At 50.2% G+C, this 24,523-nt stretch carries 16 protein-coding genes; 13 read left to right on the top strand and 3 right to left on the bottom strand.

Going from position 1 to position 24,523, the window contains the following annotated elements:
• Nucleotides 1-19 precede the first annotated feature (19 nt).
• Complete coding sequence (locus FEK47_RS00435) at nucleotides 20-1,798, bottom strand: sigma-54-dependent Fis family transcriptional regulator (protein WP_135385564.1); 1,779 nt, start codon at nucleotides 1,796-1,798, stop codon at nucleotides 20-22.
• A gap of 478 nt (nucleotides 1,799-2,276) precedes the next feature.
• On the opposite strand from FEK47_RS00435, the gene ygeW reads away from it, so the two are divergent.
• From ygeW to arcC, 5 genes are read left to right on the top strand one after another with little or no spacing between them, the layout of a single operon-like run.
• A complete protein-coding gene (gene ygeW / locus FEK47_RS00430; RefSeq protein WP_001360948.1) occupies nucleotides 2,277-3,464 on the top strand; it encodes a knotted carbamoyltransferase YgeW in 1,188 nt (395 codons plus the stop codon).
• 58 nt (nucleotides 3,465-3,522) lie between these two features.
• Nucleotides 3,523-4,719, top strand: coding sequence for a diaminopropionate ammonia-lyase (dpaL, locus tag FEK47_RS00425; RefSeq protein WP_135405592.1), 1,197 nt, complete (start codon nucleotides 3,523-3,525; stop codon nucleotides 4,717-4,719).
• Between the two features lie 57 nt (nucleotides 4,720-4,776).
• A complete protein-coding gene (locus tag FEK47_RS00420; protein WP_064529812.1) occupies nucleotides 4,777-5,988 on the top strand; it encodes a YgeY family selenium metabolism-linked hydrolase in 1,212 nt (403 codons plus the stop codon).
• A gap of 53 nt (nucleotides 5,989-6,041) precedes the next feature.
• A complete protein-coding gene (gene hyuA, locus FEK47_RS00415) occupies nucleotides 6,042-7,427 on the top strand; it encodes a D-phenylhydantoinase (RefSeq protein WP_135487336.1) in 1,386 nt (461 codons plus the stop codon).
• A gap of 47 nt (nucleotides 7,428-7,474) precedes the next feature.
• Complete coding sequence (arcC, locus tag FEK47_RS00410) at nucleotides 7,475-8,407, top strand: carbamate kinase (RefSeq protein WP_130207792.1); 933 nt, start codon at nucleotides 7,475-7,477, stop codon at nucleotides 8,405-8,407.
• A 219-nt stretch (nucleotides 8,408-8,626) separates the two neighbouring features.
• Here arcC and yqeB read toward each other — a convergent pair whose 3' ends face one another.
• Nucleotides 8,627-10,252 carry a selenium-dependent molybdenum cofactor biosynthesis protein YqeB gene (yqeB, locus tag FEK47_RS00405; protein ID WP_135487335.1) on the bottom strand — a complete coding sequence of 542 codons (1,626 nt, stop codon included), beginning with the start codon at nucleotides 10,250-10,252 and terminating at the stop codon, nucleotides 8,627-8,629.
• A gap of 47 nt (nucleotides 10,253-10,299) precedes the next feature.
• Nucleotides 10,300-11,070, bottom strand: a complete 771-nt coding sequence (gene yqeC / locus FEK47_RS00400; RefSeq protein ID WP_135487334.1) for a selenium cofactor biosynthesis protein YqeC — start codon at nucleotides 11,068-11,070, stop codon at nucleotides 10,300-10,302.
• Nucleotides 11,071-11,162: 92 nt separating this feature from the next.
• Here yqeC and mocA point away from each other — a divergent pair, with 92 nt between their 5' ends.
• From mocA to ghxQ, 8 genes are all read left to right on the top strand, one after another.
• Complete coding sequence (gene mocA / locus FEK47_RS00395; RefSeq protein ID WP_135487333.1) at nucleotides 11,163-11,741, top strand: molybdenum cofactor cytidylyltransferase; 579 nt, start codon at nucleotides 11,163-11,165, stop codon at nucleotides 11,739-11,741.
• A gap of 322 nt (nucleotides 11,742-12,063) precedes the next feature.
• A complete protein-coding gene (ygfK, locus tag FEK47_RS00390; RefSeq protein ID WP_135487332.1) occupies nucleotides 12,064-15,162 on the top strand; it encodes a putative selenate reductase subunit YgfK in 3,099 nt (1,032 codons plus the stop codon).
• Between the two features lie 2 nt (nucleotides 15,163-15,164).
• Nucleotides 15,165-16,493, top strand: coding sequence for a putative aminohydrolase SsnA (gene ssnA / locus FEK47_RS00385; RefSeq protein WP_135487331.1), 1,329 nt, complete (start codon nucleotides 15,165-15,167; stop codon nucleotides 16,491-16,493).
• 50 nt (nucleotides 16,494-16,543) lie between these two features.
• Nucleotides 16,544-17,323, top strand: a complete 780-nt coding sequence (gene ygfM, locus FEK47_RS00380) for a molybdopterin-dependent oxidoreductase FAD-binding subunit (RefSeq protein ID WP_135487330.1) — start codon at nucleotides 16,544-16,546, stop codon at nucleotides 17,321-17,323.
• The gene (locus FEK47_RS00375; protein ID WP_138183061.1) at nucleotides 17,320-20,190 is read left to right on the top strand and encodes a molybdopterin-dependent oxidoreductase Mo/Fe-S-binding subunit; all 2,871 of its coding nucleotides are present in this window, start codon (nucleotides 17,320-17,322) and stop codon (nucleotides 20,188-20,190) included. The genes ygfM and FEK47_RS00375 overlap by 4 nt, the downstream gene beginning before the upstream one ends.
• Nucleotides 20,191-20,356: 166 nt before the next feature.
• Nucleotides 20,357-21,757: a xanthine/proton symporter XanQ gene (gene xanQ / locus FEK47_RS00370; protein WP_130217932.1), complete on the top strand. Its 1,401-nt coding sequence runs from the start codon at nucleotides 20,357-20,359 to the stop codon at nucleotides 21,755-21,757.
• 17 nt (nucleotides 21,758-21,774) lie between these two features.
• Nucleotides 21,775-23,091: a guanine deaminase gene (guaD, locus tag FEK47_RS00365; protein ID WP_130208049.1), complete on the top strand. Its 1,317-nt coding sequence runs from the start codon at nucleotides 21,775-21,777 to the stop codon at nucleotides 23,089-23,091.
• Nucleotides 23,092-23,126: 35 nt separating this feature from the next.
• Nucleotides 23,127-24,494 carry a guanine/hypoxanthine transporter GhxQ gene (gene ghxQ, locus FEK47_RS00360; protein WP_135487328.1) on the top strand — a complete coding sequence of 456 codons (1,368 nt, stop codon included), beginning with the start codon at nucleotides 23,127-23,129 and terminating at the stop codon, nucleotides 24,492-24,494.
• Nucleotides 24,495-24,523 lie beyond the last annotated feature (29 nt).

Below are 24,523 nucleotides of genomic sequence, written 5' to 3'. Positions count from 1 at the left end.
AGGCCGGATTTATTGATGACTATGCGCTTAACAATTCATATTTCTTAATTTTACGATAAAGCGTGGCGATGCCAATTCCCAACTCATCAGCGACTTGCTTCTTACTGTTATGCCGTGAGAGCGCTTCGCGAATCATCTGCTTTTCCATCTCCTCCAGCGCTGTGCCGCCAGCATCATCAAGAGCCAAATGTGCCTCGCTGGCTTCTGGCATCTCACTTTGCTCCGTCGTACCGTTATTAACCAGATTTGGTGGTAGTAGCGTACTGTCGATGACTTCGCCCGAAGGAACGACGTTGACCAGATACTCCATCAAATTACTTAACTCTCGCAGGTTTCCTGGCCAACGATGCTTACGCAGTAACTCAACAACATCGGGAGCAATACCCGGGTAAACCGATCCCAGGCGACGGGTATGGAGATGTAAAAAGTAATGCACCAGCAGTTCAATATCTTCCTGACGCTCACGTAGCGGTGGCAGAGTGATAGGAATAACGTTAAGTCGGTAGAAAAGATCTTCGCGGAATTTACCTTCGGCTATGAACTGGGCCAGATTCTGGTTTGTTGCAGAAATGATGCGGATGTCGACCTGTATTGGGCTACTGGCGCCAATAGGCAGGATCTCACGCGCTTCAATCGCCCGCAGCAGTTTTGCCTGAAGCATTAAAGGCATATCGCCAATTTCATCAAGAAACAGCGTTCCCGTGTTTGCTGCCTGAATCAGCCCTGTTTTACCGTTGGCAGAAGCGCCTGTGAATGCGCCTTTAACATAACCGAACAGCTCGCTCTCCAGAAGCTGCTCCGGAATCGCCGCGCAGTTGATAGCGATAAAGGGTTTGTTCCGTCGCCCACTCAACTTATGAATAGCACGGGCCACCACTTCTTTTCCGGTCCCACTTTCACCAACGACCATGACGCTGGAGGGGCTAGGTGCGATGCGGCTAATCAGCCGTTTTAATTGCCGCATAACACGGCACTCGCCAACCAATTGTTCAATATGCGGTTCATCAGATGCATTTGCCACGGAAAAACTGGTATGGGATTGGTGAAACGCCATTAAAAATAGCTGTCGTCCCTGAATGTTATGCAACTGACCAATTATCAATTCACTTTTATCATCCCACGAGACAATATGTTGCATATGTCCATGAGTAAAATTACTCTCAAATGTTAATGGCCTGAAACGAATAAGTTTCCCAACCATATTATTTTGCACAACGCCAAGTGTTTTTAATGCAGTCTGATTAACGAACTGAACACGATTTTCCTCATCAATAACTAATACACCTTGATCCATATTATCGATCATGGTAGCAAATATTTTACTGATGTTATCTCCCGGCCCCTGATCTTCCAGGAGTTTCGAGACAAAAATAGTCGATATATGGCGAACGTAATCTGAAAATTCGCGTAAATTATCACTGATATGTTCTTGTTGCTCATGAGTAACAGCAATCAAACTTATCACTCCGACACAACGATCCTGCAGAATAACGGGCGTCCCCAGGAATGCCTTCTCACGACAACTTTCTTTACTGTCGCAGCCTTCGCAAAGGGGATCGAAGCGAGAATGTGTCACGACCTTTTCGGTTTTCGTTTCGAGGACATAGCGGAGCAAGCGTGAGTTGCCACTCAACTGGCGACCAAGAAATTTCCCATATGCGCCGGTTCCAGCGACGCGACACAAGTTTTCATCAACGATCTCAACCTCAAGCTGCAAAACGCTGGCTAGCATTCTGGCAAAACGCTGAATTGTTGGTTGAATTTGCATCAAAACTGACTGCGTATTAGCAAGCTCCATAGCTTTACCTTCCAGAATCACTTAAAAGTCGATCATTGAAGACGTTGATGGTTCACAGATCATAACGATATTAACTCAGGCAAAAATCGCTTTGCTAAAAACATAAGATTTTTATCACTTTCTAATGAAATTATGGAAGTGATATCACATTTCTATATCAATATGAGAATTACGGGTGTGAGTTTATCAAACTGACGAGGTTTCACCTGTCCCTTTATCTTATTTCTGATACTTAGCAGCAAATAAATAACAGCATTAAAAAAGCCAAACGTTTTCGTATATTCTTAACTTCCGTAGTATGGCGATAATTTGTGATCAATCCCACATATCCCCTGTCTGATTAGCGTTTCGCGACCGCGTAGATAATTCTGGCATGTTTATTGTTAGTCCCTGGTATAGCTGTGAAAACACCAATCACTTTGGCAAGTCACAGTGAAATAAACCACTTTGCCTGTCATTCCACTACCGGGACTTTATGATGAAAACTGTTAATGAGCTGATTAAGGATATCAATTCGCTGACCTCTCACCTGCACGAGAAAGATTTTTTGTTAACGTGGGAACAGACGCCAGATGAACTGAAACAAGTACTGGACGTTGCCGCAGCATTAAAAGCACTGCGTGCCGAAAACATCTCTACCAAAGTCTTTAATAGTGGATTAGGTATTTCCGTATTCCGCGATAACTCCACCCGTACCCGTTTCTCTTATGCTTCCGCACTTAACCTGCTCGGCCTTGCACAGCAGGATCTCGATGAAGGTAAATCACAGATTGCGCACGGCGAAACTGTCCGTGAAACCGCTAATATGATCTCCTTCTGCGCTGACGCTATCGGTATTCGTGACGATATGTATCTGGGCGCGGGTAACGCCTATATGCGTGAAGTTGGCGCGGCCCTCGACGACGGCTATAAGCAAGGCGTACTGCCGCAGCGCCCGGCTTTAGTTAACCTGCAATGCGATATTGACCATCCGACTCAATCAATGGCTGACCTGGCATGGTTACGTGAACACTTTGGTTCGCTGGAAAACCTGAAAGGTAAAAAAATCGCCATGACCTGGGCCTACTCCCCAAGCTACGGCAAACCGCTGTCTGTACCACAAGGCATCATCGGTCTGATGACCCGCTTCGGTATGGATGTCACCCTTGCCCATCCAGAAGGTTACGACCTGATCCCGGATGTCGTTGAAGTCGCTAAAAACAATGCTAAAGCCTCCGGCGGCAGCTTCCGTCAGGTAACAAGCATGGAAGAAGCATTCAAAGACGCTGACATCGTTTATCCGAAGTCCTGGGCACCTTACAAAGTGATGGAAGAGCGTACTGAACTGCTGCGCGCTAACGATCACGAAGGACTGAAAGCGCTGGAAAAACAGTGTCTGGCACAGAACGCACAGCACAAAGACTGGCATTGTACTGAAGAGATGATGGAGCTGACCCGTGATGGCGAAGCCCTGTATATGCACTGCCTGCCAGCCGATATCAGCGGCGTATCCTGCAAAGAAGGTGAAGTCACTGAAGGCGTATTCGAAAAATACCGTATCGCGACCTACAAAGAAGCCAGCTGGAAGCCATACATCATCGCAGCGATGATCCTTTCCCGTAAATATTCCAAACCAGGCGCACTGCTCGAACAACTGCTTAAAGAAGCGCAAGAACGCGTGAAATAACCCCCTCGGGCCGATCGACAGGTCGGCTCTCTATTTCCAGAGGCCAAAAGGATAGGATATGTCCGTTTTCTCATTGAAGATTGATATCGCCGATAACAAATTTTTCAACGGCGAAACATCACCGCTCTTTTCGCAAAGCCAGGCAAAACTGGCGCGCCAGTTCCACCAGAAAATTGCTGGCTATCGCCCAACACCGCTTTGCGCGCTGGACGATCTCGCAAACCTTTTTGGTGTGAAGAAAATTCTCGTTAAGGACGAATCAAAACGATTCGGTCTGAACGCCTTCAAAATGCTCGGCGGTGCGTACGCCATCGCTCAATTATTGTGCGAAAAATATCATCTTGATATCGAAACGCTGTCATTCGAGCATCTGAAAAATGCCATCGGCGAAAAAATGACATTCGCTACAACGACCGACGGCAACCACGGGCGCGGTGTTGCCTGGGCAGCACAGCAACTCGGTCAGAACGCGGTAATTTACATGCCGAAAGGTTCCGCTCAGGAACGCGTTGACGCCATTCTGAACCTCGGAGCCGAGTGCATCGTCACGGATATGAACTATGACGATACCGTTCGCCTGACCATGCAACACGCGCAGCAACACGGCTGGGAAGTGGTGCAAGATACTGCCTGGGAAGGTTACACCAAAATCCCAACCTGGATCATGCAGGGCTACGCCACTCTGGCAGATGAAGCCGTCGAGCAAATGCGTGAAATGGGCGTAACACCAACTCACGTTCTGCTGCAAGCCGGTGTCGGCGCTATGGCCGGCGGCGTACTAGGTTATCTGGTGGATGTTTACACCCCGCAAAATCTGCACAGCATCATTGTTGAACCTGACAAAGCTGACTGTATTTATCGCTCCGGCGTCAAAGGAGACATCGTCAACGTTGGCGGCGATATGGCCACGATTATGGCGGGCCTGGCTTGCGGCGAACCTAACCCTCTGGGCTGGGAAATCTTACGTAACTGTGCCACCCAATTTATCTCCTGTCAGGACAGCGTTGCCGCATTAGGTATGCGCGTGCTGGGTAATCCGTACGGCAACGATCCACGCATCATTTCTGGTGAATCTGGCGCTGTCGGTTTGGGCATTCTCGCGGCTGTTCATTATCACCCGCAACGTCAAAGCCTGATGGAAAAACTGGCGCTGAACAAAGATGCCGTCGTCCTGGTTATCAGCACCGAAGGCGACACCGACGTGAAGCACTACCGCGAAGTTGTCTGGGAAGGCAAACACTCTGTAGCACCTTAATCACCCTATTGGAACAACTCCCCGCCAAACGGGGAGTAAAAAATCTGGAGAAAAATAATGGCTAAGAATATTCCATTCAAACTGATTCTTGAAAAAGCAAAAGATTACCAGGCAGACATGACTCGCTTCCTGCGCGATATGGTTGCTATTCCCAGTGAAAGCTGCGACGAAAAACGTGTAGTACATCGTATTAAAGAAGAGATGGAAAAAGTCGGCTTCGATAAAGTTGAAATCGATCCGATGGGTAACGTTCTCGGCTATATCGGCCACGGTCCGCGTCTGGTTGCGATGGACGCTCACATCGACACCGTAGGCATTGGTAACATCAAAAACTGGGAATTCGACCCGTACGAAGGCATGGAAACCGACGAGCTGATCGGTGGCCGTGGTACTTCCGACCAGGAAGGCGGCATGGCATCAATGGTTTATGCTGGTAAGATCATTAAAGACCTCGGTCTGGAAGATGAATACACCTTGCTCGTTACCGGTACGGTACAGGAAGAAGACTGCGACGGTCTGTGCTGGCAGTACATTATTGAACAATCCGGCATTCGCCCGGAATTTGTGGTCAGTACCGAACCAACCGACTGCCAGGTATATCGTGGTCAGCGCGGTCGTATGGAAATTCGCATTGATGTTCAGGGCGTTAGCTGCCATGGTTCAGCACCAGAACGCGGTGATAACGCCATTTTCAAAATGGGTCCGATTCTTGGCGAGTTACAAGAACTGTCCCAACGTCTGGGCTATGACGAATTCCTCGGCAAAGGTACTCTGACTGTTTCCGAAATTTTCTTCACCTCACCAAGTCGTTGCGCAGTAGCAGACAGCTGTGCCGTTTCCATCGACCGTCGCCTGACCTGGGGCGAAACCTGGGAAGGCGCGCTGGATGAAATCCGCGCCCTGCCTGCGGTACAGAAAGCCAATGCTGTCGTTTCTATGTACAACTACGACCGTCCGTCCTGGACTGGCCTGGTTTACCCAACCGAATGCTACTTCCCGACCTGGAAAGTGGAAGAAGATCATTTCACCGTTAAAACGCTGGTGAATGCCTACGAAGGTCTGTTTGGCAAAGCACCGGTCGTTGATAAGTGGACGTTCTCAACTAACGGCGTATCCATCATGGGCCGTCACGGCATTCCGGTCATCGGCTTTGGACCGGGTAAAGAACCTGAAGCACACGCGCCAAACGAAAAAACCTGGAAATCTCACCTGGTGACCTGTGCCGCTATGTACGCTGCAATCCCGTTAAGCTGGCTGGCAACAGAATAATTACTCTTCACCTATTTCCCTCCGGTTCGCCGGAGGGTTTTTTGGAGTTTGCTATGCGCGTATTGATCAAAAACGGCACTGTCGTTAACGCAGATGGACAAGCCAAACAGGACTTGCTGATTGAAAGCGGTATTGTCCGCCAGTTAGGCAAAGATATTTCGCCGCAACTCCCCTGTGAAGAAATTGATGCCACTGGCTGTTACGTTTTCCCTGGCGGCGTAGATGTCCATACACATTTCAATATTGATGTCGGCATCGCGCGCAGTTGTGATGATTTTTTTACCGGTACCCGCGCAGCCGCGTGTGGCGGTACAACAACCATTATTGATCATATGGGATTTGGCCCGAATGGCTGCCGATTACGCCATCAACTGGAAGTTTATCGTGGTTATGCCGCCCATAAAGCGGTCATCGACTACAGCTTCCACGGTGTTATCCAGCATATTAATCACGCCATCCTCGACGAAATTCCGATGATGGTCGAAGAAGGGCTGAGCAGTTTTAAACTCTATTTAACCTATCAATACAAACTCAACGATGATGAAGTCCTACAGGCATTACGCCGCCTGCATGAATCCGGCGCGCTGACCACTGTACACCCAGAAAATGACGCCGCAATCGCCAGTAAGCGAGCGGAGTTTATCGCCGCTGGGTTAACCGCGCCGCGCTACCACCCCTTGAGTCGACCTCTGGAATGCGAAGCCGAAGCCATCGCCAGAATGATTAACCTGGCACAAATCGCCGGTAACGCCCCGCTCTATATCGTGCACCTGTCTAACGGCTTAGGTCTGGATTATCTGCGCCTTGCTCGCGCGAATCACCAGCCAGTCTGGGTTGAAACCTGCCCGCAATATCTCCTGCTGGACGAACGCAGTTACGATACAGAAGATGGCATGAAGTTCATTCTTAGCCCACCGCTGCGCAACGTTCGCGAGCAGGACAAGCTGTGGTGTGGCATCAGCGATGGTGCGATTGACGTGGTGGCGACCGATCACTGCACCTTCTCGATGGCCCAGCGCCAGCAAATTTCTAAAGGCGATTTCAGCCGCTGCCCAAATGGCTTGCCCGGTGTGGAAAATCGCATGCAGTTGCTGTTCTCCAGTGGCGTGATGACGGGACGTATCACACCGGAGCGTTTTGTTGAATTAACCAGTGCGATGCCCGCAAAGCTGTTTGGCCTGTGGCCACAAAAAGGATTATTAGCACCCGGCTCAGATGGTGACGTGGTGATTATCGACCCACGCCAGAGCCAACAAATTCAGCACCGCCATCTCCACGACAACGCCGACTACTCTCCCTGGGAGGGCTTTACCTGTCAGGGCGCAATTGTCAGAACCTTATCCCGTGGTGAAACGATTTTCTGTGACGGCACCTTTACAGGCAAAGCCGGACGAGGCCGTTTCCTGCGACGCAAACCGTTTGTCCCTCCCGTGCTCTAACCACTGCCAGGGATCTATACACAATCAAGAATGATGAGTGAGGAAAAATGAGTAAGAAAATTGTTCTCGCCCTCGGCGGGAATGCGCTGGGCGACGATCTGGCCGGACAAATGAAAGCGGTAAAAATTACGTCTCAGGCAATTGTTGATTTAATTGCCCAGGGACATGAAGTTATCGTCACTCATGGTAATGGACCGCAGGTAGGCATGATTAACCAGGCATTCGAAGCCGCTGCAAAAACTGAAGCGCATTCACCGATGCTGCCAATGTCTGTCTGTGTTGCGTTGAGTCAGGGATATATTGGTTACGATCTGCAAAACGCCTTAAGAGAAGAACTGCTTTCTCGTGGCATTAATAAACCCGTTGCAACGCTGGTTACCCAGGTCGAAGTCGACGCTAACGATCCGGCCTTCCTCAACCCAACCAAACCGATCGGTTCGTTCTTTACCGAGCAGGAAGCAGAGCAACTGACAAAACAGGGCTATACCCTGAAAGAAGATGCGGGTCGCGGCTATCGTCGTGTCGTTGCTTCGCCTAAGCCGGTAGATATTGTTGAAAAAGAGACAGTTAAAGCGCTGGTAGATGCAGGACAGGTTGTGATCACCGTTGGCGGTGGCGGTATTCCTGTGATTCGAGAAGGTAACCATCTGCGCGGCGCCAGTGCGGTTATCGATAAAGACTGGGCCAGCGCCCGTTTAGCAGAAATGATCGATGCCGATATGCTGATCATTCTGACTGCTGTAGAAAAAGTGGCGATTAACTTCGGTAAAGAGAATGAGCAGTGGCTCGATCGCCTGTCATTGGCCGATGCAGAACGCTTTATCGAAGAAGGGCATTTTGCAAAAGGTTCTATGCTGCCGAAAGTGGAAGCCGCCGCATCATTTGCCCGCTCTCGCGCAGGTCGCGAAGCACTGATTACCGTGTTGAGCAAAGCGAAAGAAGGGATTGAAGGCAAAACCGGAACGGTGATTTCTCAGTAATTTATTGGCCGGGTGGCGATGCCATTCGGCCAAAGATTGTTAACAAAGTGCGCGTTATTGATGCCGGATGCGGCGTGAACGCCTTACTCAGTCTACAAAACATCTAATATTCAATTAATTGCAAAGCTCTTGTAGGCCTGATAAGCGCAGCGCATCAGGCAATTTGGCGTTTGTCATCAGTCTCAGGCCGGGTGGGTAATACCATCCGGCCATTTTCATTTAAGCCACTTCCAGTACTTCTTTCGTCGCTTTAACGCCCTGATGCATCAACATCATTAACGCCTCAAGTACGCCACCACCAATGGCTCGGGCTTTGTCAGAAACGCTGGTGAAATCAGCCGTTTCACCACGAGGATCGATATCACCGATTTTAAAGCCACCGACCACCGCCAGCCCGTCATTAAGTAAACCACGCACCATTCCCGTCAGCGGCGCTTTTATTTCATGCTCGCCAATCCAGGCAATAACATCGCCCTCTTGTACCAGATCGCCTAACTTCACGTTGGACCGCATGATACCTGCCGCCGGAGCGCGAATAACTCGCCGGGTGGTATGCCCCATAATATTGCCAGGAACACCGGTATTCTCCTGCGCACAACCAGAGTAAATCACCTGACCGAGCCAGTGCCCGCGATTTGTTTCAATTACCGCATGACAATCCTTCCCAGCAGTAAAGCCCGGCCCAAGCGCAATTGTCACCGGAGCCATATCCATACGCGTACCTAAATTCTGTTTCGCCAGAATAGCGTCCACCACGCAAAGTGGTTTCAGCTCATCAAGCAGTAAACAGTCGGGGTCTACCATCACGGGAATAAATCCGCGCTCAGTCAGTTTCATCGCCTCTGCAGAGCTGGTTGCCAGTCGGGCGGTGACGCCTTCAACCGTCATTTCGTCATCGAACACGGCCTGGGCAAACGCCACGGTACAACGAATCACCGTCGGTTTTTCCACTTCCAGCATGATCACTTTAAAACCCGCATGATACAGACGTAGCGCCACACCACTGGCGATATCCCCCGCACCGCGAATCACCACCAGCTGGTGTCCGGAAGGATGAGAAGGTTTCATCATCAGCCCACCCGCCGCGTGATTTTTCACCTGTAATATTTCTGCCAGAACGCTGATAGCGATCTCCTGCGGCGTTTCCGCACCTATGTTGTAACCAACGGGCGCATGTAAACGGGCAATATGTTCTTCAGCCACGCCTTTCTCACGCAATTGACGCAAGAAAAGCTGAACCTTGCGGCGACTAGCCAGTAAACCCAGCCATGCAATGGGCTGTTCAATGAGTTTATCGAGGGCTTCACGATCCTGATTATTCGTGGCAATCAGGACAAAATTATCAGGGCGAATCTCCAGTGCTTCCACTGCCGCGCCAAACGACTCAGCATGAACAAGCGCAGTTGATGGCGGGAAAAGTTCAGGATTCAGGCTTTCGCGATAAATATCGGCAACAGCAATATCAAAACCCAGCAATGCTGCGCTTTGGGCTATCGCCCGGTTAACATGCCCCGCGCCGATCAACACCAGCCGGGGTCGCATACCATGTACGCTGATAAACACTGACATTGCGCCTCCGCAATCTGACCCGACGGCATCCGCGCCGTTACGCGCCATGCGTCCATGGAATAATCGCGGCTTACGTTCCTGCAATGCCTGAAGCGACTCTTCAATCACCTTCCGCTCAACCATTCCGCCACCAATTGTACCGACGATAGAACCATCGGCGCGCACTAACATTTGTGCAGAATGGCGGGGAGTAGAGCCTCGGCTATCTACAATTTGCGCCATCGCAAACGGACAATTTTGCTCTTCGAGTTTTGCAGCCTCTGTGAAAATATTCATACCAACCTCAATGGATATCCTTTCAGTAACCCGCAATATCCGGGCCGCTAATTCACAAATCTGCGCGCGATTGCAGGATGTTCTTGTATATCGCCCAGCCAGATTGCCTCTACGTCATGTTGTTGCAGCGGCTGAAGTAGCTCGCTTTGCGCAATCGCATTCTCACATTGAGAAAAACGGTTAATGAACCAGATTCGCCGACAGCCTTGTGGTACGTTTTTAAACGCGCCCTGAGGGTGACGAACCAGCGTAACGAGATCGATCAGTTGCAAGGTTGCATCAGGTGTTAACCCGGTAATATCAGCAAACTGCGACCAGCGATGGACATTTTCTGTGCTCACTTTCGCGCCCAAAATATGTCCTCCCATCACAGCAATCACGCAGCAACTGCTTTTGGGTATGCAAGGTTCGTGCTCATCAGGCGCTTTTAACGGCATTCCACGCGAGCCATCTGCCTCAATGAGAATTACGTCACATTCTGGCCGTTGCGCCAGTGCATCAATCGCTTCTGGCGTAAATCCCTGCACTTTTCCCTGGTTCGCTTTCCAGCGGTGAAAACAAAATGAAATGGGGAATTTGAGAGACGAGCGAGGAAGCATGGCGGGATCACGGCAGAGAACCACGGGCCAGTGTGAATCTGGCATAAACATATGTGTGGTCGTAGTGATCAACACGCGCCTACCGATGGACTGAAATAACTGCGCCAGCCAAAAAAGCAGACTGGTTTTCCCCCCGGCGCCAACAACAGAAATCACAGTGGGGTGTTTCTGCGCGCCTAAATCAATGAATAACGCCGATGGGTCAATTATACTTTTCACGAGTCTTCATGGACCTCTCTGGGGTAAGTACGCATTAATCAGGGAGTAACACATTTTCAGGCGTTATTAGCCCATATAATAATGGAACCACTATGTCAGCCATCGACTGTATAATTACCGCGGCCGGATTATCATCAAGAATGGGGCAATGGAAAATGATGTTACCCTGGCAACAGGGAACAATTCTTGACGCGAGTATCAAAAATGCGTTGCAGTTTTGTAGCCGAATTATTTTAGTCACTGGTTATCGCGGCAATGAACTGCATAATCGCTACGCAAACCATAGCAACATTACTATTATCTACAATCCAGATTATGCGCAGGGGTTACTGACTTCGGTAAAAGCCGCAGCGCCAGCGGTACAAACAGAACATTGTTTTCTCACTCATGGTGATATGCCAACCATTAACAGAGATATCTTCCTAAAAATCTGGAAGTTACGAAACAGCGGAGCCATACTCCCGCTCCATAATGGTACGCCTGGCCATCCGATTTTAGTGTCAAAATCCTGCCTAATGCAGGCGGTCAAACAACCTAATGTTACCCATATGCGCCAGGCATTACTCATGGGCGAACATTATTTCGTCGAAATGGAAAATGAAGAAATAATTTTAGATATTGATACTCCAAATGACTTTATTAATGCGCAAAAAAAGTATACTAAAATTTAGAAAAGCCAGTTAAACGATTGCGTTCAAATATTAAATCCACTCAGTACGTCTTTATCATAATGATACAGAATCACTGATTTTGAGAAATGAGAAAAAGTGATAAAACTCCTGACAACAATAATACCCAGGAGTGATTTTAATTCTCATTTGACACCTGTGAGATCATTCACAAAAGTCCCTTAAGTTTCGAGGCGCTTCACATTTTTTTATATTTCCTGGCGAACATGGCAAGAGTGGTGTGATTGTTGCTCTATCCCCCTAAACCACCGGATTTCTCAATACCGGTCACTCAATGATATCTGTGTAAGCTAAGGAGAGGGTTATGGGGGATATTATGCGTCCCATTCCGTTTGAGGAACTTTTGACGCGCATATTTGATGAATACCAACAACAACGCTCAATCTTTGGTATTCCCGAGCAACAGTTTTACTCACCCGCAAAAGGTAAATCTGTCGGTGTTTTCGGTGAAACCTGTGCGACACCAGTCGGCCCCGCCGCAGGTCCGCACACGCAACTCGCACAAAACATCGTCACTTCCTGGCTGACTGGCGGACGCTTCATCGAACTTAAAACAGTACAAATCCTCGATCGTCTGGAGCTGGAAAAGCCCTGTATCGACGCCGAAGACGAGTGTTTTAATACCGAATGGTCCACCGAATTTACCCTGCTTAAAGCGTGGGATGAATACCTCAAAGCCTGGTTCGCCCTGCATCTTCTCGAAGCTATGTTCCAGCCGTCCGAGTCCGGTAAATCATTCATCTTTAATATGAGCGTCGGTTACAACCTCGAAGGCATTAAACAACCACCTATGCAGCAGTTCATCGATAATATGATGGACGCGTCTGCACATCCGAAGTTTGCACAATACCGCGATACGCTTCATAAACTACTCCAGGATGACGCATTTTTAGCCCGCCACGGTTTGCAGGAAAAACGTGAAAGTTTGCAGGCCTTGTCGGCACGTATCCCCACCAGCATGGTACAAGGCGTTACCCTCTCCACGATGCACGGCTGCCCTCCACATGAAATCGAAGCCATTTGCCGTTACATGCTGGAAGAAAAAGAGCTCAATACCTTCGTGAAACTCAACCCGACTTTATTGGGTTACGCCCGAGTGCGCGAGATTCTCGATAGCTGTGGTTTCGATTACATTGGCTTAAAAGAAGAGTCATTTGATCACGATCTCAAGCTAACCCAGGCGCTGGAAATGCTGGAACGCCTGATGGCGCTGGCGAAAGAAAAATCGCTCGGCTTTGGCGTCAAACTGACTAACACCCTCGGCACCATCAACAATAAAGGCGCACTGCCTGGCGAAGAGATGTATATGTCCGGGCGTGCGCTGTTCCCGCTCTCCATCAATGTCGCAGCAGTTCTTTCCCGCGCCTTTGACGGCAAACTGCCCATCTCTTATTCCGGTGGCGCCAGCCAGTTAACTATCCGCGATATTTTCGATACGGGTATTCGCCCGATAACCATGGCAACTGACCTGCTGAAACCTGGTGGCTATCTGCGCTTAAGCGCTTGCATGCGCGAACTGGAAGGGTCAGACGCCTGGGGGCTTAACTGTGTTGACGTCGAACGGTTGAACAGGCTGGCAGCAGATGCGCTAACTATGGAATACACCCAGAAACACTGGAAGCCAGAAGAGCGTATTGAAGTGGCAGAAGACCTGCCACTGACCGACTGCTACGTTGCCCCCTGTGTTACTGCTTGTGCCATCAAACAGGATATTCCGGAATATATTCGCCTGCTGGGCGAACATCGCTATGCCGACGCGCTGGAACTTATCTACCAACGCAACGCCCTGCCCGCAATTACCGGCCATATTTGCGATCACCAGTGCCAGTACAACTGTACTCGTCTGGATTACGACAGTGCGTTGAATATCCGCGAACTGAAAAAAGTCGCCCTGGAAAAAGGCTGGGATGAATATAAGCAACGCTGGCACAAACCAGCCGGTTCTGGTTCTCGTCATCCGGTTGCTGTAATTGGCGCCGGTCCGGCGGGTCTGGCTGCAGGTTACTTCCTTGCCAGAGCAGGCCATCCGGTCACGCTGTTTGAACGCGAAGCTAACGCGGGCGGCGTGGTGAAAAATATTATTCCTCAGTTCCGTATCCCGGCTGAGTTAATTCAGCACGATATCGATTTTGTTGCCGATCACGGCGTGAAATTTGAGTACGGTTGCTCGCCGGACCTGACCGTCGAACAATTAAAAAATCAGGGCTTCCACTACGTTCTGATTGCCACAGGTACTGATAAAAATAGCGGTGTGAAACTGGCGGGCGACAACCAGAATGTCTGGAAATCTCTCCCCTTCCTGCGCGAGTACAACAAGGGTACTGCGCTCAAGCTTGGCAAACATGTGGTGGTTGTCGGGGCGGGTAACACCGCAATGGACTGCGCCCGTGCGGCATTACGCGTGCCTGGCGTTGAAAAAGCAACCGTCGTTTACCGTCGTTCACTGCAAGAGATGCCAGCATGGCGCGAAGAGTATGAAGAAGCACTGCACGATGGCGTGGAGTTCCGTTTCCTGAACAATCCTGAACGTTTCGATGCTGATGGCACCTTAACGTTGCGCGTCATGTCACTTGGCGAACCTGATGAGAAAGGTCGCCGCCGCCCGGTAGAAACCAACGAAACGGTAACACTGCACGTAGACAGTTTGATTACCGCCATTGGCGAACAACAGGATACTGAAGCCCTGAATGCGATGGGCGTGCCGCTGGACAACAACGGCTGGCCAGACGTCGACCATAACGGTGAAACCCGCCTGACTAATGTCTTTATGATCGGTGACGTACAGCGCGGACCTTCTTCCATTGTCGCGGCTGTCGGCACAGCTCGTCGGGCATCGGATGCCATTCTTAGCCGGGAAAATATCCGTTCACACCAAAGCGATAAATACTGGAACAACGTCAACCCGACGGAAATCTACCAACGCAAAGGCGATATCTCTGTCACCCTGGTGAACAGCGATGATCGTGACGCGTTTGTCGCTCAGGAAGCCGCACGTTGTCTTGAATGTAACTACGTGTGCAGCAAGTGTGTGGATGTCTGCCCGAACCGCGCCAACGTGTCAATTGCGGTCCCTGGATTCCAGAACCGTTTCCAGACACTGCACCTGGACGCCTACTGCAACGAATGCGGCAACTGCGCCCAGTTCTGTCCGTGGAACGGTAAACCGTACAAAGACAAAATCACCGTCTTTAGTCTGTCGCAAGACTTTGATAACAGCAGCAACCCAGGCTTCCTGGTGGAAGATTGCCGAGTACGCGTGCGTCTGAATAACCAAAGCTGGGTGTTAAACATCGACAGCGAAGGCCAGTTCAACAACGTACCGCCAGAGCTGAACGATATGTGCCGCATCATTAGCCATGTCCACCAGCATCATCATTATCTGCTGGGCCGCGTGGAGGTGTAATCATGTTGATTCTGAAGAATGTCACCGCAGTACAGCTACACCCGGCGAAAGTGCAGGAAGGCGTCGATATCGCCATCGAAAACGATGTGATTATCGCTATCGGCAACGCCCTGACACACCGCTACCCTGAAGCCAACTACAAAGAGATGCATGGTCGGATTGTAATGCCGGGGATTGTCTGCTCGCACAACCATTTTTACTCGGGGCTTTCCCGCGGAATTATGGCAAACATCGCCCCCTGCCCGGACTTCATCTCGACGCTGAAAAACCTGTGGTGGCGGCTCGATCGCGCCCTTGATGAAGAATCGCTCTACTACAGCGGACTGATTTGTTCACTGGAAGCAATCAAGAGCGGATGTACATCGGTTATCGATCACCATGCTTCTCCGGCGTATATCGGCGGGTCGCTCTCAACGCTGCGCAACGCATTTTTAAAAGTTGGCCTGCGCGCGATGACCTGTTTTGAAACCACTGACCGTAACAACGGCATTAAAGAGTTACAGGAAGGGGTAGAAGAAAATATCCGCTTCGCCCGTCAGATTGATGATGCGAAGAAAGCGGCAACCGAGCCGTACCTGGTAGAAGCGCATATCGGCGCTCACGCTCCGTTTACCGTGCCAGATGCTGGGCTGGAAATGCTGCGCGAAGCAGTGAAAGCTACCGGGCGTGGTTTACACATTCACGCCGCTGAAGACCTTTACGACGTTTCTCACAGTCACCACTGGTACGGCAAAGACCTGCTGGTACGGTTGGCAGAATATGATCTCATCGACAGCAAAACGCTGGTTGCTCACGGACTTTATTTGTCGAAAGAAGATATTGCTCTGCTCAATCAGCGCGATGCGTTCCTGGTGCATAACGCCCGTTCCAACATGAACAACCACGTCGGCTACAACCATCACCTTAGCGACATCCGCAATCTGGCGTTGGGAACCGACGGCATTGGTTCAGATATGTTTGAAGAGATGAAATTTGCCTTCTTTAAACATCGCGATGCGGGTGGTCCGCTATGGCCTGACAGTTTTGCCAAAGCCCTGACTAACGGCAACGAACTGATAAGCCGCAACTTTGGCGCGAAATTTGGCCTCCTGGAAGCCGGTTATAAAGCAGATTTAACCATTTGCGATTACAACTCGCCGACGCCGCTGCTGGCAGAAAATATTGCCGGACATATCGCCTTTGGTATGGGGTCAGGCAGCGTTCACAGCGTGATGGTCAACGGCGTGATGGTCTATGAAGATCGTCAGTTTAACTTCGATTGCGATTCCATTTATGCGCAAGCCAGAAAAGCCGCTGCCAGTATGTGGCGTCGTATGGATGCATTGGCATAAATGACAAAAACCCTCTTCCTTCCGGGAAGAGGGTTAAATAAGGAAAGAAGATGATTGAACAATTTTTCAGGCCCGACTCTGTCGAACAGGCGCTGGAACTGAAGCGCCGCTACCAGGATGAAGCCGTCTGGTTTGCCGGCGGCAGCAAACTCAACGCCACGCCAACCCGCACCGATAAAAAGATTGCCATTTCTTTACAGGATCTGGAACTGGACTGGGTTGACTGGGATAACGGCGCACTGCGTATTGGTGCAATGTCTCGCTTACAGCCACTGCGTGATGCGCGCTTTATTCCTGCGGCACTGCGCGAAGCACTCGGTTTTGTTTACTCTCGCCATGTTCGTAATCAGTCGACTATTGGTGGCGAAATCGCCGCCCCGCAGGAAGAATCGGTGTTGCTTCCCGTTCTGCTGGCTCTGGATGCTGAACTGGTTTTTGGCAATGGTGAAACACTGTCCATCGAAGAGTACCTGGCCTACCCATGCGATCGCCTGCTAACCGAAATCATCATTAAAGATCCGTACCGCACCTGTGCGACTCGCAAAATTAGCCGTTCCCAGGCTGGATTAACGGTAGTGACGGCAGCCGTAGCGTTAACCGACCACGACGGTATGCGAATTGCGCTGGATGGCGTCACCAGTAAAGCACTGCGTCTGCACGATGTCGAAAAACAAAATCTGGAAGGCTATGCACTTGAACAGGCTGTCGCCAACGCCATTTTCCCGCAGGAAGATTTGCGGGGCAGCGTAGCCTATAAACGCTATATCACGGGAGTTCTGGTAGCCGACCTGTATGCCGACTGCCAACAGGCTGGGGAGGAAGCCGTATGAATATCCACTTTACTTTAAATGGCGCGCCCCAGGAGCTAAAGGCCAATCCTGGTGAGAACGTGCAAAAGCTGTTGTTTGGCATGGGTATGCACTCTGTGCGCAACAGTGATGATGGCTTCGGTTTTGCCGGTTCTGACGCGATTCTTTTTAACGGTAATATCCTTAACGCCTCCCTGTTGATAGCAGCACAGTTAGAAAACGCAGACATTCTCACCACTGAATCCTTAGGCAAATGGAATGAATTAAGTCTGGTTCAACAGGCAATGGTTGATGTCGGCGTGGTGCAGTCCGGTTATAACGATCCGGCTGCGGCTCTGATTATCACCGATCTTCTCGATCGCATCGCCACACCAACCCGTGAAGAGATCGACGACGCGCTTTCTGGCCTGTTCAGCCGCGATGCTGGCTGGCAGCAATACTACCAGGTCATTGAACTGGCGGTTGCACGTAAAAATAACCCACAGGCTACGATTGATATCGCCCCAACTTTCCGCGATGACCTTGAAGTTATTGGTAAACATTACCCAAAAACTGACGCTGCCAAAATGGTGCAGGCGAAACCCTGCTATGTTGAAGACCGCGTAACCGCTGACGCCTGCGTCATTAAAATGTTACGTAGCCCACACGCTCACGCACTGATTACCCATCTGGATGTCAGTAAAGCCGAGGCTTTACCGGGCGTTGTTCACGTTATTACTCACCTGAATTGCCCGGATATCTACTACACACCTGGTGGTCAGAGCGCACCGGAACCGTCACCGCTTGACCGCCGTATGTTCGGCAAGAAAATGCGTCACGTCGGCGATCGCGTGGCTGCGGTCGTCGCTGAAAGTGAAGAAATTGCGCTCGAAGCACTGAAGCTCATCGACGTTGAATATGAGGTGCTTAAGCCAGTAATGTCGATTGACGAGGCAATGGCGGAAGATGCGCCTGTCGTACACGATGAACCGGTGGTGTATGTTGCTGGTGCGCCAGATACTCTGGAAGACGATAACAGCCATGCAGCCCAGCGCGGCGAGCATATGATCATCAACTTCCCTATCGGTTCTCGCCCTCGCAAAAATATCGCCGCCAGTATTCATGGTCATATTGGTGATATGGACAAAGGCTTTGCCGACGCCGATGTGATCATTGAACGAACCTATAATTCAACTCAGGCGCAGCAGTGCCCTACTGAAACACACATCTGCTTTACCCGCATGGACGGCGATCGTCTGGTTATCCACGCGTCCACTCAAGTACCGTGGCACCTGCGTCGCCAGGTTGCGCGTCTCGTGGGCATGAAACAGCATAAGGTTCATGTCATTAAAGAACGCGTAGGCGGCGGTTTTGGGTCTAAACAGGACATCCTGCTGGAAGAAGTGTGCGCCTGGGCAACCTGCGTGACCGGACGTCCGGTACTGTTCCGCTACACCCGTGAAGAAGAGTTTATTGCTAACACCTCTCGTCACGTCGCGAAAGTTACCGTCAAACTGGGGGCCAAAAAAGATGGTCGCCTGACGGCAGTGAAGATGGATTTCCGCGCCAACACAGGCCCTTACGGCAACCACTCACTCACCGTACCGTGTAACGGACCGGCGCTGTCGCTGCCGTTATATCCGTGCGATAACGTTGATTTCCAGGTCACCACCTACTACAGCAACATCTGCCCAAATGGTGCTTATCAGGGTTATGGCGCACCGAAAGGTAACTTCGCTATCACTATGGCATTAGCAGAACTGGCTGAACAGTTGCAGATCGACCAGCTGGAAATTATCGAACGTAACCGGGTACACGAAGGGCAAGAGCTGAAGATTCTCGGCGCAATTGGCGAAGGTAAAGCGCCAACCTCCGTTCCTTCTGCTGCCAGCTGCGCACTGGAAGAGATCCTGCGTCAGGGGCGTGAGATGATCCAATGGTCTTCACCTAAAGCGCAGGAAGGTGACTGGTGCGTGGGTCGTGGCGTCGCCATTATTATGCAGAAATCAGGTATCCCTGATATCGATCAGGCTAACTGCATGATCAAACTGGAATCAGACGGTACATTTATCGTCCATTCTGGTGGTGCTGACATCGGTACGGGTCTGGATACTGTAGTCACTAAACTGGCGGCCGAAGTGCTGCATTGTCCACCGCAGGACGTGCATGTTATCTCCGGTGATACCGATCATGCGTTGTTTGATAAAGGCGCGTATGCCTCGTCCGGCACTTGCTTCTCAGGCAACGCCGCACGTATGGCAGCGGAAAATTTACGCGAGAAAATCCTTTTCCACGGCGCGCAAATGTTGGGTGAGCCATTGGAAGATGTTCAACTGGCAACGCCGGGCGTTGTGCGCGGCAAGAAAGGTGAAGTCAGTTTCGGGGATATTGCCCATAAAGGCGAAACCGGTACTGGCTTTGGTTCACTGGTGGGAACAGCCAGTTACATCACGCCTGATTTCGCCTTCCCGTATGGGGCAAACTTCGCTGAAGTGGCCGTCAATACACGTACCGGTGAAATCCGCCTGGATAAATTCTACGCCTTGCTGGACTGCGGTACACCGGTCAATCCAGAGTTAGCGTTGGGACAAATCTACGGCGCTACCCTCCGAGCTATCGGCCACAGCATGAGCGAAGAAATCATTTATGACGCCGAAGGTCACCCGTTAACGCGTGATTTACGCAGCTATGGCGCGCCGAAAATTGGCGACATTCCGCGTGATTTCCGCGCTGTGCTGGTGCCGAGTGACGATAAAGTCGGCCCATTCGGGGCGAAATCAATCTCGGAGATCGGCGTGAACGGTGCAGCACCGGCAATTGCTACCGCAATTCACGATGCTTGCGGCATTTGGTTACGCGAATGGCATTTCACACCGGAGAAAATACTCACCGCACTGAAAAAAATATAAATAATAAATGGCCGCTTCGGCGGCCAGTTTCCCTTGTATTAAAGATAACTAATTAGTAACTGCGAAAATGAGATAAGCCGTTCTCAAGGCGTCCTGCGCCCCAAATTCGTGGGAATTTATTTTACTGATTCAGATGATCAAATTTACTTTATAAAGGAGTGAAGGGATGTCTGATATAAACCATGCAGGCTCTGACCTTATATTTGAACTGGAGGATCGCCCTCCTTTTCATCAGGCTATCGTTGGTGCCATTACTCATCTATTGGCAATTTTCGTCCCAATGGTAACACCCGCGCTAATTGTGGGGGCGGCCTTACAACTTTCCGCAGAAACCACTGCCTACCTGGTTTCTATGGCGATGATCGCTTCTGGTATTGGTACCTGGTTGCAGGTAAATCGCTATGGAATTATAGGTTCAGGTTTACTCTCTATTCAGTCAGTCAATTTTTCATTTGTGACAGTCATGATTGCGCTGGGTAGCAGCATGAAAAGCGACGGTTTTCATGAAGAGTTAATCATGTCGTCACTCCTCGGCGTCTCCTTCGTTGGTGCCTTTCTGGTGGTCGGAGCCTCTTTTATTCTTCCTTATTTACGCAGAGTAATTACTCCCACTGTCAGTGGTATTGTTGTACTGATGATCGGCTTAAGCCTGATTAAAGTTGGCATTATTGATTTTGGCGGTGGTTTTGCCGCCAAGAGCAGTGGCACGTTCGGCAACTACGAGCACCTTGGCGTTGGTTTACTGGTGCTGATTGTGGTTATTGGCTTTAACTGTTGTCGCAGTCCGCTACTACGTATGGGCGGAATCGCCATTGGTTTGTGCGTGGGTTATGCGGTTTCATTATGCCTTGGCATGGTGGACTTCAGCAGTTTACGCAATCTCCCCCTCATTACTATTCCCCACCCTTTCAAATACGGATTTAATTTCAACCTCCACCAGTTCCTGGTGGTCGGCACCATTTATCTGCTTAGTGTACTGGAAGCAGTAGGGGATATCACCGCCACAGCAATGGTTTCCCGCCGCCCTATCCAGGGAGAAGAATATCAGTCACGCCTGAAAGGCGGCGTGCTGGCAGATGGTCTGGTTTCGGTTATCGCCTCCGCCGTCGGTTCACTACCATTAACCACGTTTGCACAAAATAACGGTGTTATTCAGATGACCGGTGTCGCCTCACGTTATGTCGGGCGAACCATCGCGGTAATGCTGGTTATCCTCGGATTATTTCCGGTGATCGGTGGCTTCTTCACCACTATTCCCTCGGCAGTTCTGGGTGGTGCAATGACGTTGATGTTTTCCATGATTGCCATTGCGGGTATCCGCATCATTATTACCAACGGATTAAAGCGCCGTGAAACACTTATTGTCGCCACTTCTTTAGGTTTAGGACTTGGTGTTTCTTATGACCCCGAAATTTTTAAAATATTACCCGCCTCAATATATGTATTAGTTGAAAATCCTATTTGTGCCGGAGGCCTAACTGCGATTTTATTAAATATTATCCTCCCTGGTGGCTACCGACAGGAAAACGTTCTGCCGGGTATTACCTCAGTGGAAGAAATGGATTAACAGTAAAGGAGTCAATGATGTCAGGGGAACACACGTTAAAAGCAGTACGAGGCAGTTTTATTGATGTCATCCGTACGGTCGATAATCCAGAAGAGATCGCTTCTGCGCTGCGATTTATTGAGGATGGTTTATTACTCATTAAACAGGGGAAAGTGGAATGGTTTGGTGAATGGGAACAGGGCAAACATCAAATCCCGGACACCATTCGCGTCCGTGATTATCGTGGCAAACTGATTGTACCGGGCTTTGTCGATACGCATATCCATTATCCGCAGAGTGAAATGGTCGGTGCCTATGGCGAGCAGTTACTGGAATGGCTGAATAAACACACCTTCCCTACTGAGCGCCGTTATGAAGATTTAGAGTACGCCCGCGAAATGTCGGCGTTCTTCATCAAGCAGCTTTTACGTAACGGAACCACCACGGCGCTGGTGTTTGGTACCGTCCATCCGCAATCCGTTGATGCGCTGTTTGAAGCCGCCAGTCATATCAATATGCGCATGATTGCCGGTAAGGTGATGATGGACCGCAACGCACCGGATTATCTGCTCGATACTGCCGAAAGCAGCTATCACCAAAGCAAAGAATTGATCGAACGCTGGCACAAAAATGGTCGTCTGTTATATGCCATTACGCCACGCTTCGCCCCAACATCTTCACCTGAACAGATGGCGATGGCGCAACGCCTGAAAGAAGAGTATCCAGATACGTGGGTACATACCCATCTCTGTGAAAACAAAGATGAAATTGCCTGGGTTAAATCACTCTATCCTGAACATGATGGTTATCTGGATGTTTACCACCAGTACGGCCTGACTGGGAAAAACTGCGTCTTTGCTCACTGCGTCCATCTCGAAGAAAAAGAGTGGGATCGGCTTAGCGAAACCAAATCCAGCATCGCTTTCTGCCCAACTTCAAACCTCTACCTGGGCAGTGGTCTATTCAACCTACAAAAAGCCTGGAAGAAAAAAGTCAAAGTGGGCATGGGAACTGACATTGGTGCCGGAACCACCTTCAACATGCTGCAAACGTTGAATGAAGCCTACAAAGTATTGCAGTTACAGGGATACCGCCTCTCCGCGTATGAAGCGTTTTACCTTGCCACCCTTGGTGGCGCGAAATCTCTGGGCCTTGATGACCTTATCGGCAACTTTTTACCCGGCAAAGAGGCTGATTTTGTGGTGATGGAACCCACGGCCACACCACTACAGCAGCTGCGCTATGACAACTCTGTTTCTTTAGTCGACAAATTGTTCGTGATGATGACGTTGGGCGATGACCGTTCGATCTACCGCACCTACGTTGATGGTCGTCTGGTGTACGAACGCAACTAATAATAAAACCTTAACATCCTCGTGAGGACATCATTATGTCTGGAGACATCCTACAAACACCGGTCGCACCAAAGCCACAGGGCGCGCTGGATAATTATTTTAAAATAACCGCTCGTGGCAGTACCGTTCGCCAGGAAGTACTGGCAGGCTTAACCACCTTTCTGGCCATGGTTTATTCTGTAATCGTGGTTCCCGGTATGTTGGGCAAAGCTGGTTTTCCCCCTGCTGCAGTCTTTGTTGCTACTTGTCTGGTCGCGGGCTTCGGTTCGCTGCTAATGGGGCTGTGGGCCAATTTGCCAATGGCGATCGGCTGCGCCATCTCCTTGACGGCATTTACCGCATTCAGTCTGGTTCTCGGACAACAAATTAGCGTTCCTGTCGCACTGGGCGCGGTCTTCCTAATGGGCCTCATCTTCACCGCCATCTCCGTAACCGGTATACGAACCTGGATCTTACGCAATTTACCGATGGGTATTGCCCATGGAACAGGCATTGGTATCGGCCTGTTCCTGCTGCTGATTGCAGCTAACGGCGTTGGTATGGTTATCAAAAACCCGATTGAAGGTTTACCGGTAGCACTCGGGGCATTTACCTCTTTCCCTGTGATGATGAGCTTGCTGGGATTAGCGGTAATTTTTGGTCTGGAGAAGTGCCGCGTACCAGGAGGGATCTTACTGGTAATTATCGCCATCTCGATAATCGGCTTAATCTTTGATCCCGCGGTGAAATACCACGGTCTGGTGGCGATGCCGAGCCTGACTGGAGAAGATGGTAAGTCGCTAATTTTCAGCCTCGACATTATGGGTGCACTCCAGCCAACAGTTCTCCCGAGTGTACTGGCACTGGTGATGACCGCCGTATTTGATGCCACCGGCACCATCCGCGCAGTAGCCGGTCAGGCGAATCTCCTGGATAAAGACAACCAGATAATCAACGGTGGTAAAGCCCTGACCAGCGATTCCGTCAGCTCGATATTTTCTGGGCTGGTGGGTGCTGCGCCTGCGGCGGTCTATATCGAATCTGCTGCAGGAACCGCAGCGGGTGGCAAAACAGGTCTGACAGCGACTATTGTTGGCTTACTGTTCCTGTTGATTCTGTTTTTATCACCGTTATCGTTTCTGATCCCCGGTTATGCCACAGCTCCCGCACTGATGTACGTGGGTCTGCTGATGCTAAGTAACGTCTCAAAACTGGACTTCAATGACTTTATTGATGCGATGGCGGGCCTGGTTTGCGCTGTCTTTATCGTCCTGACCTGTAATATCGTCACCGGCATTATGCTGGGCTTTGTCACTCTCGTAGTGGGTCGTGTTTTTGCTCGCGAATGGAACAAACTCAATATTGGTACTGTCATCATAACTGTCGCCCTGGTCGCGTTTTACGCGGGTGGTTGGGCTATCTAGAAGAACCTCCGCGCCATACAGCGCGGAGT

The sequence above is a fragment of the Escherichia sp. E3659 genome, assembly GCF_005781135.1.
GTDB lineage: Bacteria > Pseudomonadota > Gammaproteobacteria > Enterobacterales > Enterobacteriaceae > Escherichia.
This window is presented reverse-complemented; position numbering and strand designations above follow the sequence as displayed.

Bases quoted from the DNA above. Each gene is read 5' to 3' on its own strand.
- FEK47_RS00435 (WP_135385564.1), bottom strand. From the start codon at position 1,798: ATGGAGCTTGCTAATACGCAGTCAGTTTTGATGCAAATTCAACCAACA.
- ygeW (WP_001360948.1), top strand. From the start codon at position 2,277: ATGAAAACTGTTAATGAGCTGATTAAGGATATCAATTCGCTGACCTCT.
- dpaL (WP_135405592.1), top strand. From the start codon at position 3,523: ATGTCCGTTTTCTCATTGAAGATTGATATCGCCGATAACAAATTTTTC.
- FEK47_RS00420 (WP_064529812.1), top strand. From the start codon at position 4,777: ATGGCTAAGAATATTCCATTCAAACTGATTCTTGAAAAAGCAAAAGAT.
- hyuA (WP_135487336.1), top strand. From the start codon at position 6,042: ATGCGCGTATTGATCAAAAACGGCACTGTCGTTAACGCAGATGGACAA.
- arcC (WP_130207792.1), top strand. From the start codon at position 7,475: ATGAGTAAGAAAATTGTTCTCGCCCTCGGCGGGAATGCGCTGGGCGAC.
- yqeB (WP_135487335.1), bottom strand. From the start codon at position 10,252: ATGAATATTTTCACAGAGGCTGCAAAACTCGAAGAGCAAAATTGTCCG.
- mocA (WP_135487333.1), top strand. From the start codon at position 11,163: ATGTCAGCCATCGACTGTATAATTACCGCGGCCGGATTATCATCAAGA.
- ygfK (WP_135487332.1), top strand. From the start codon at position 12,064: ATGGGGGATATTATGCGTCCCATTCCGTTTGAGGAACTTTTGACGCGC.
- ssnA (WP_135487331.1), top strand. From the start codon at position 15,165: ATGTTGATTCTGAAGAATGTCACCGCAGTACAGCTACACCCGGCGAAA.
- ygfM (WP_135487330.1), top strand. From the start codon at position 16,544: ATGATTGAACAATTTTTCAGGCCCGACTCTGTCGAACAGGCGCTGGAA.
- FEK47_RS00375 (WP_138183061.1), top strand. From the start codon at position 17,320: ATGAATATCCACTTTACTTTAAATGGCGCGCCCCAGGAGCTAAAGGCC.
- xanQ (WP_130217932.1), top strand. From the start codon at position 20,357: ATGTCTGATATAAACCATGCAGGCTCTGACCTTATATTTGAACTGGAG.
- guaD (WP_130208049.1), top strand. From the start codon at position 21,775: ATGTCAGGGGAACACACGTTAAAAGCAGTACGAGGCAGTTTTATTGAT.
- ghxQ (WP_135487328.1), top strand. From the start codon at position 23,127: ATGTCTGGAGACATCCTACAAACACCGGTCGCACCAAAGCCACAGGGC.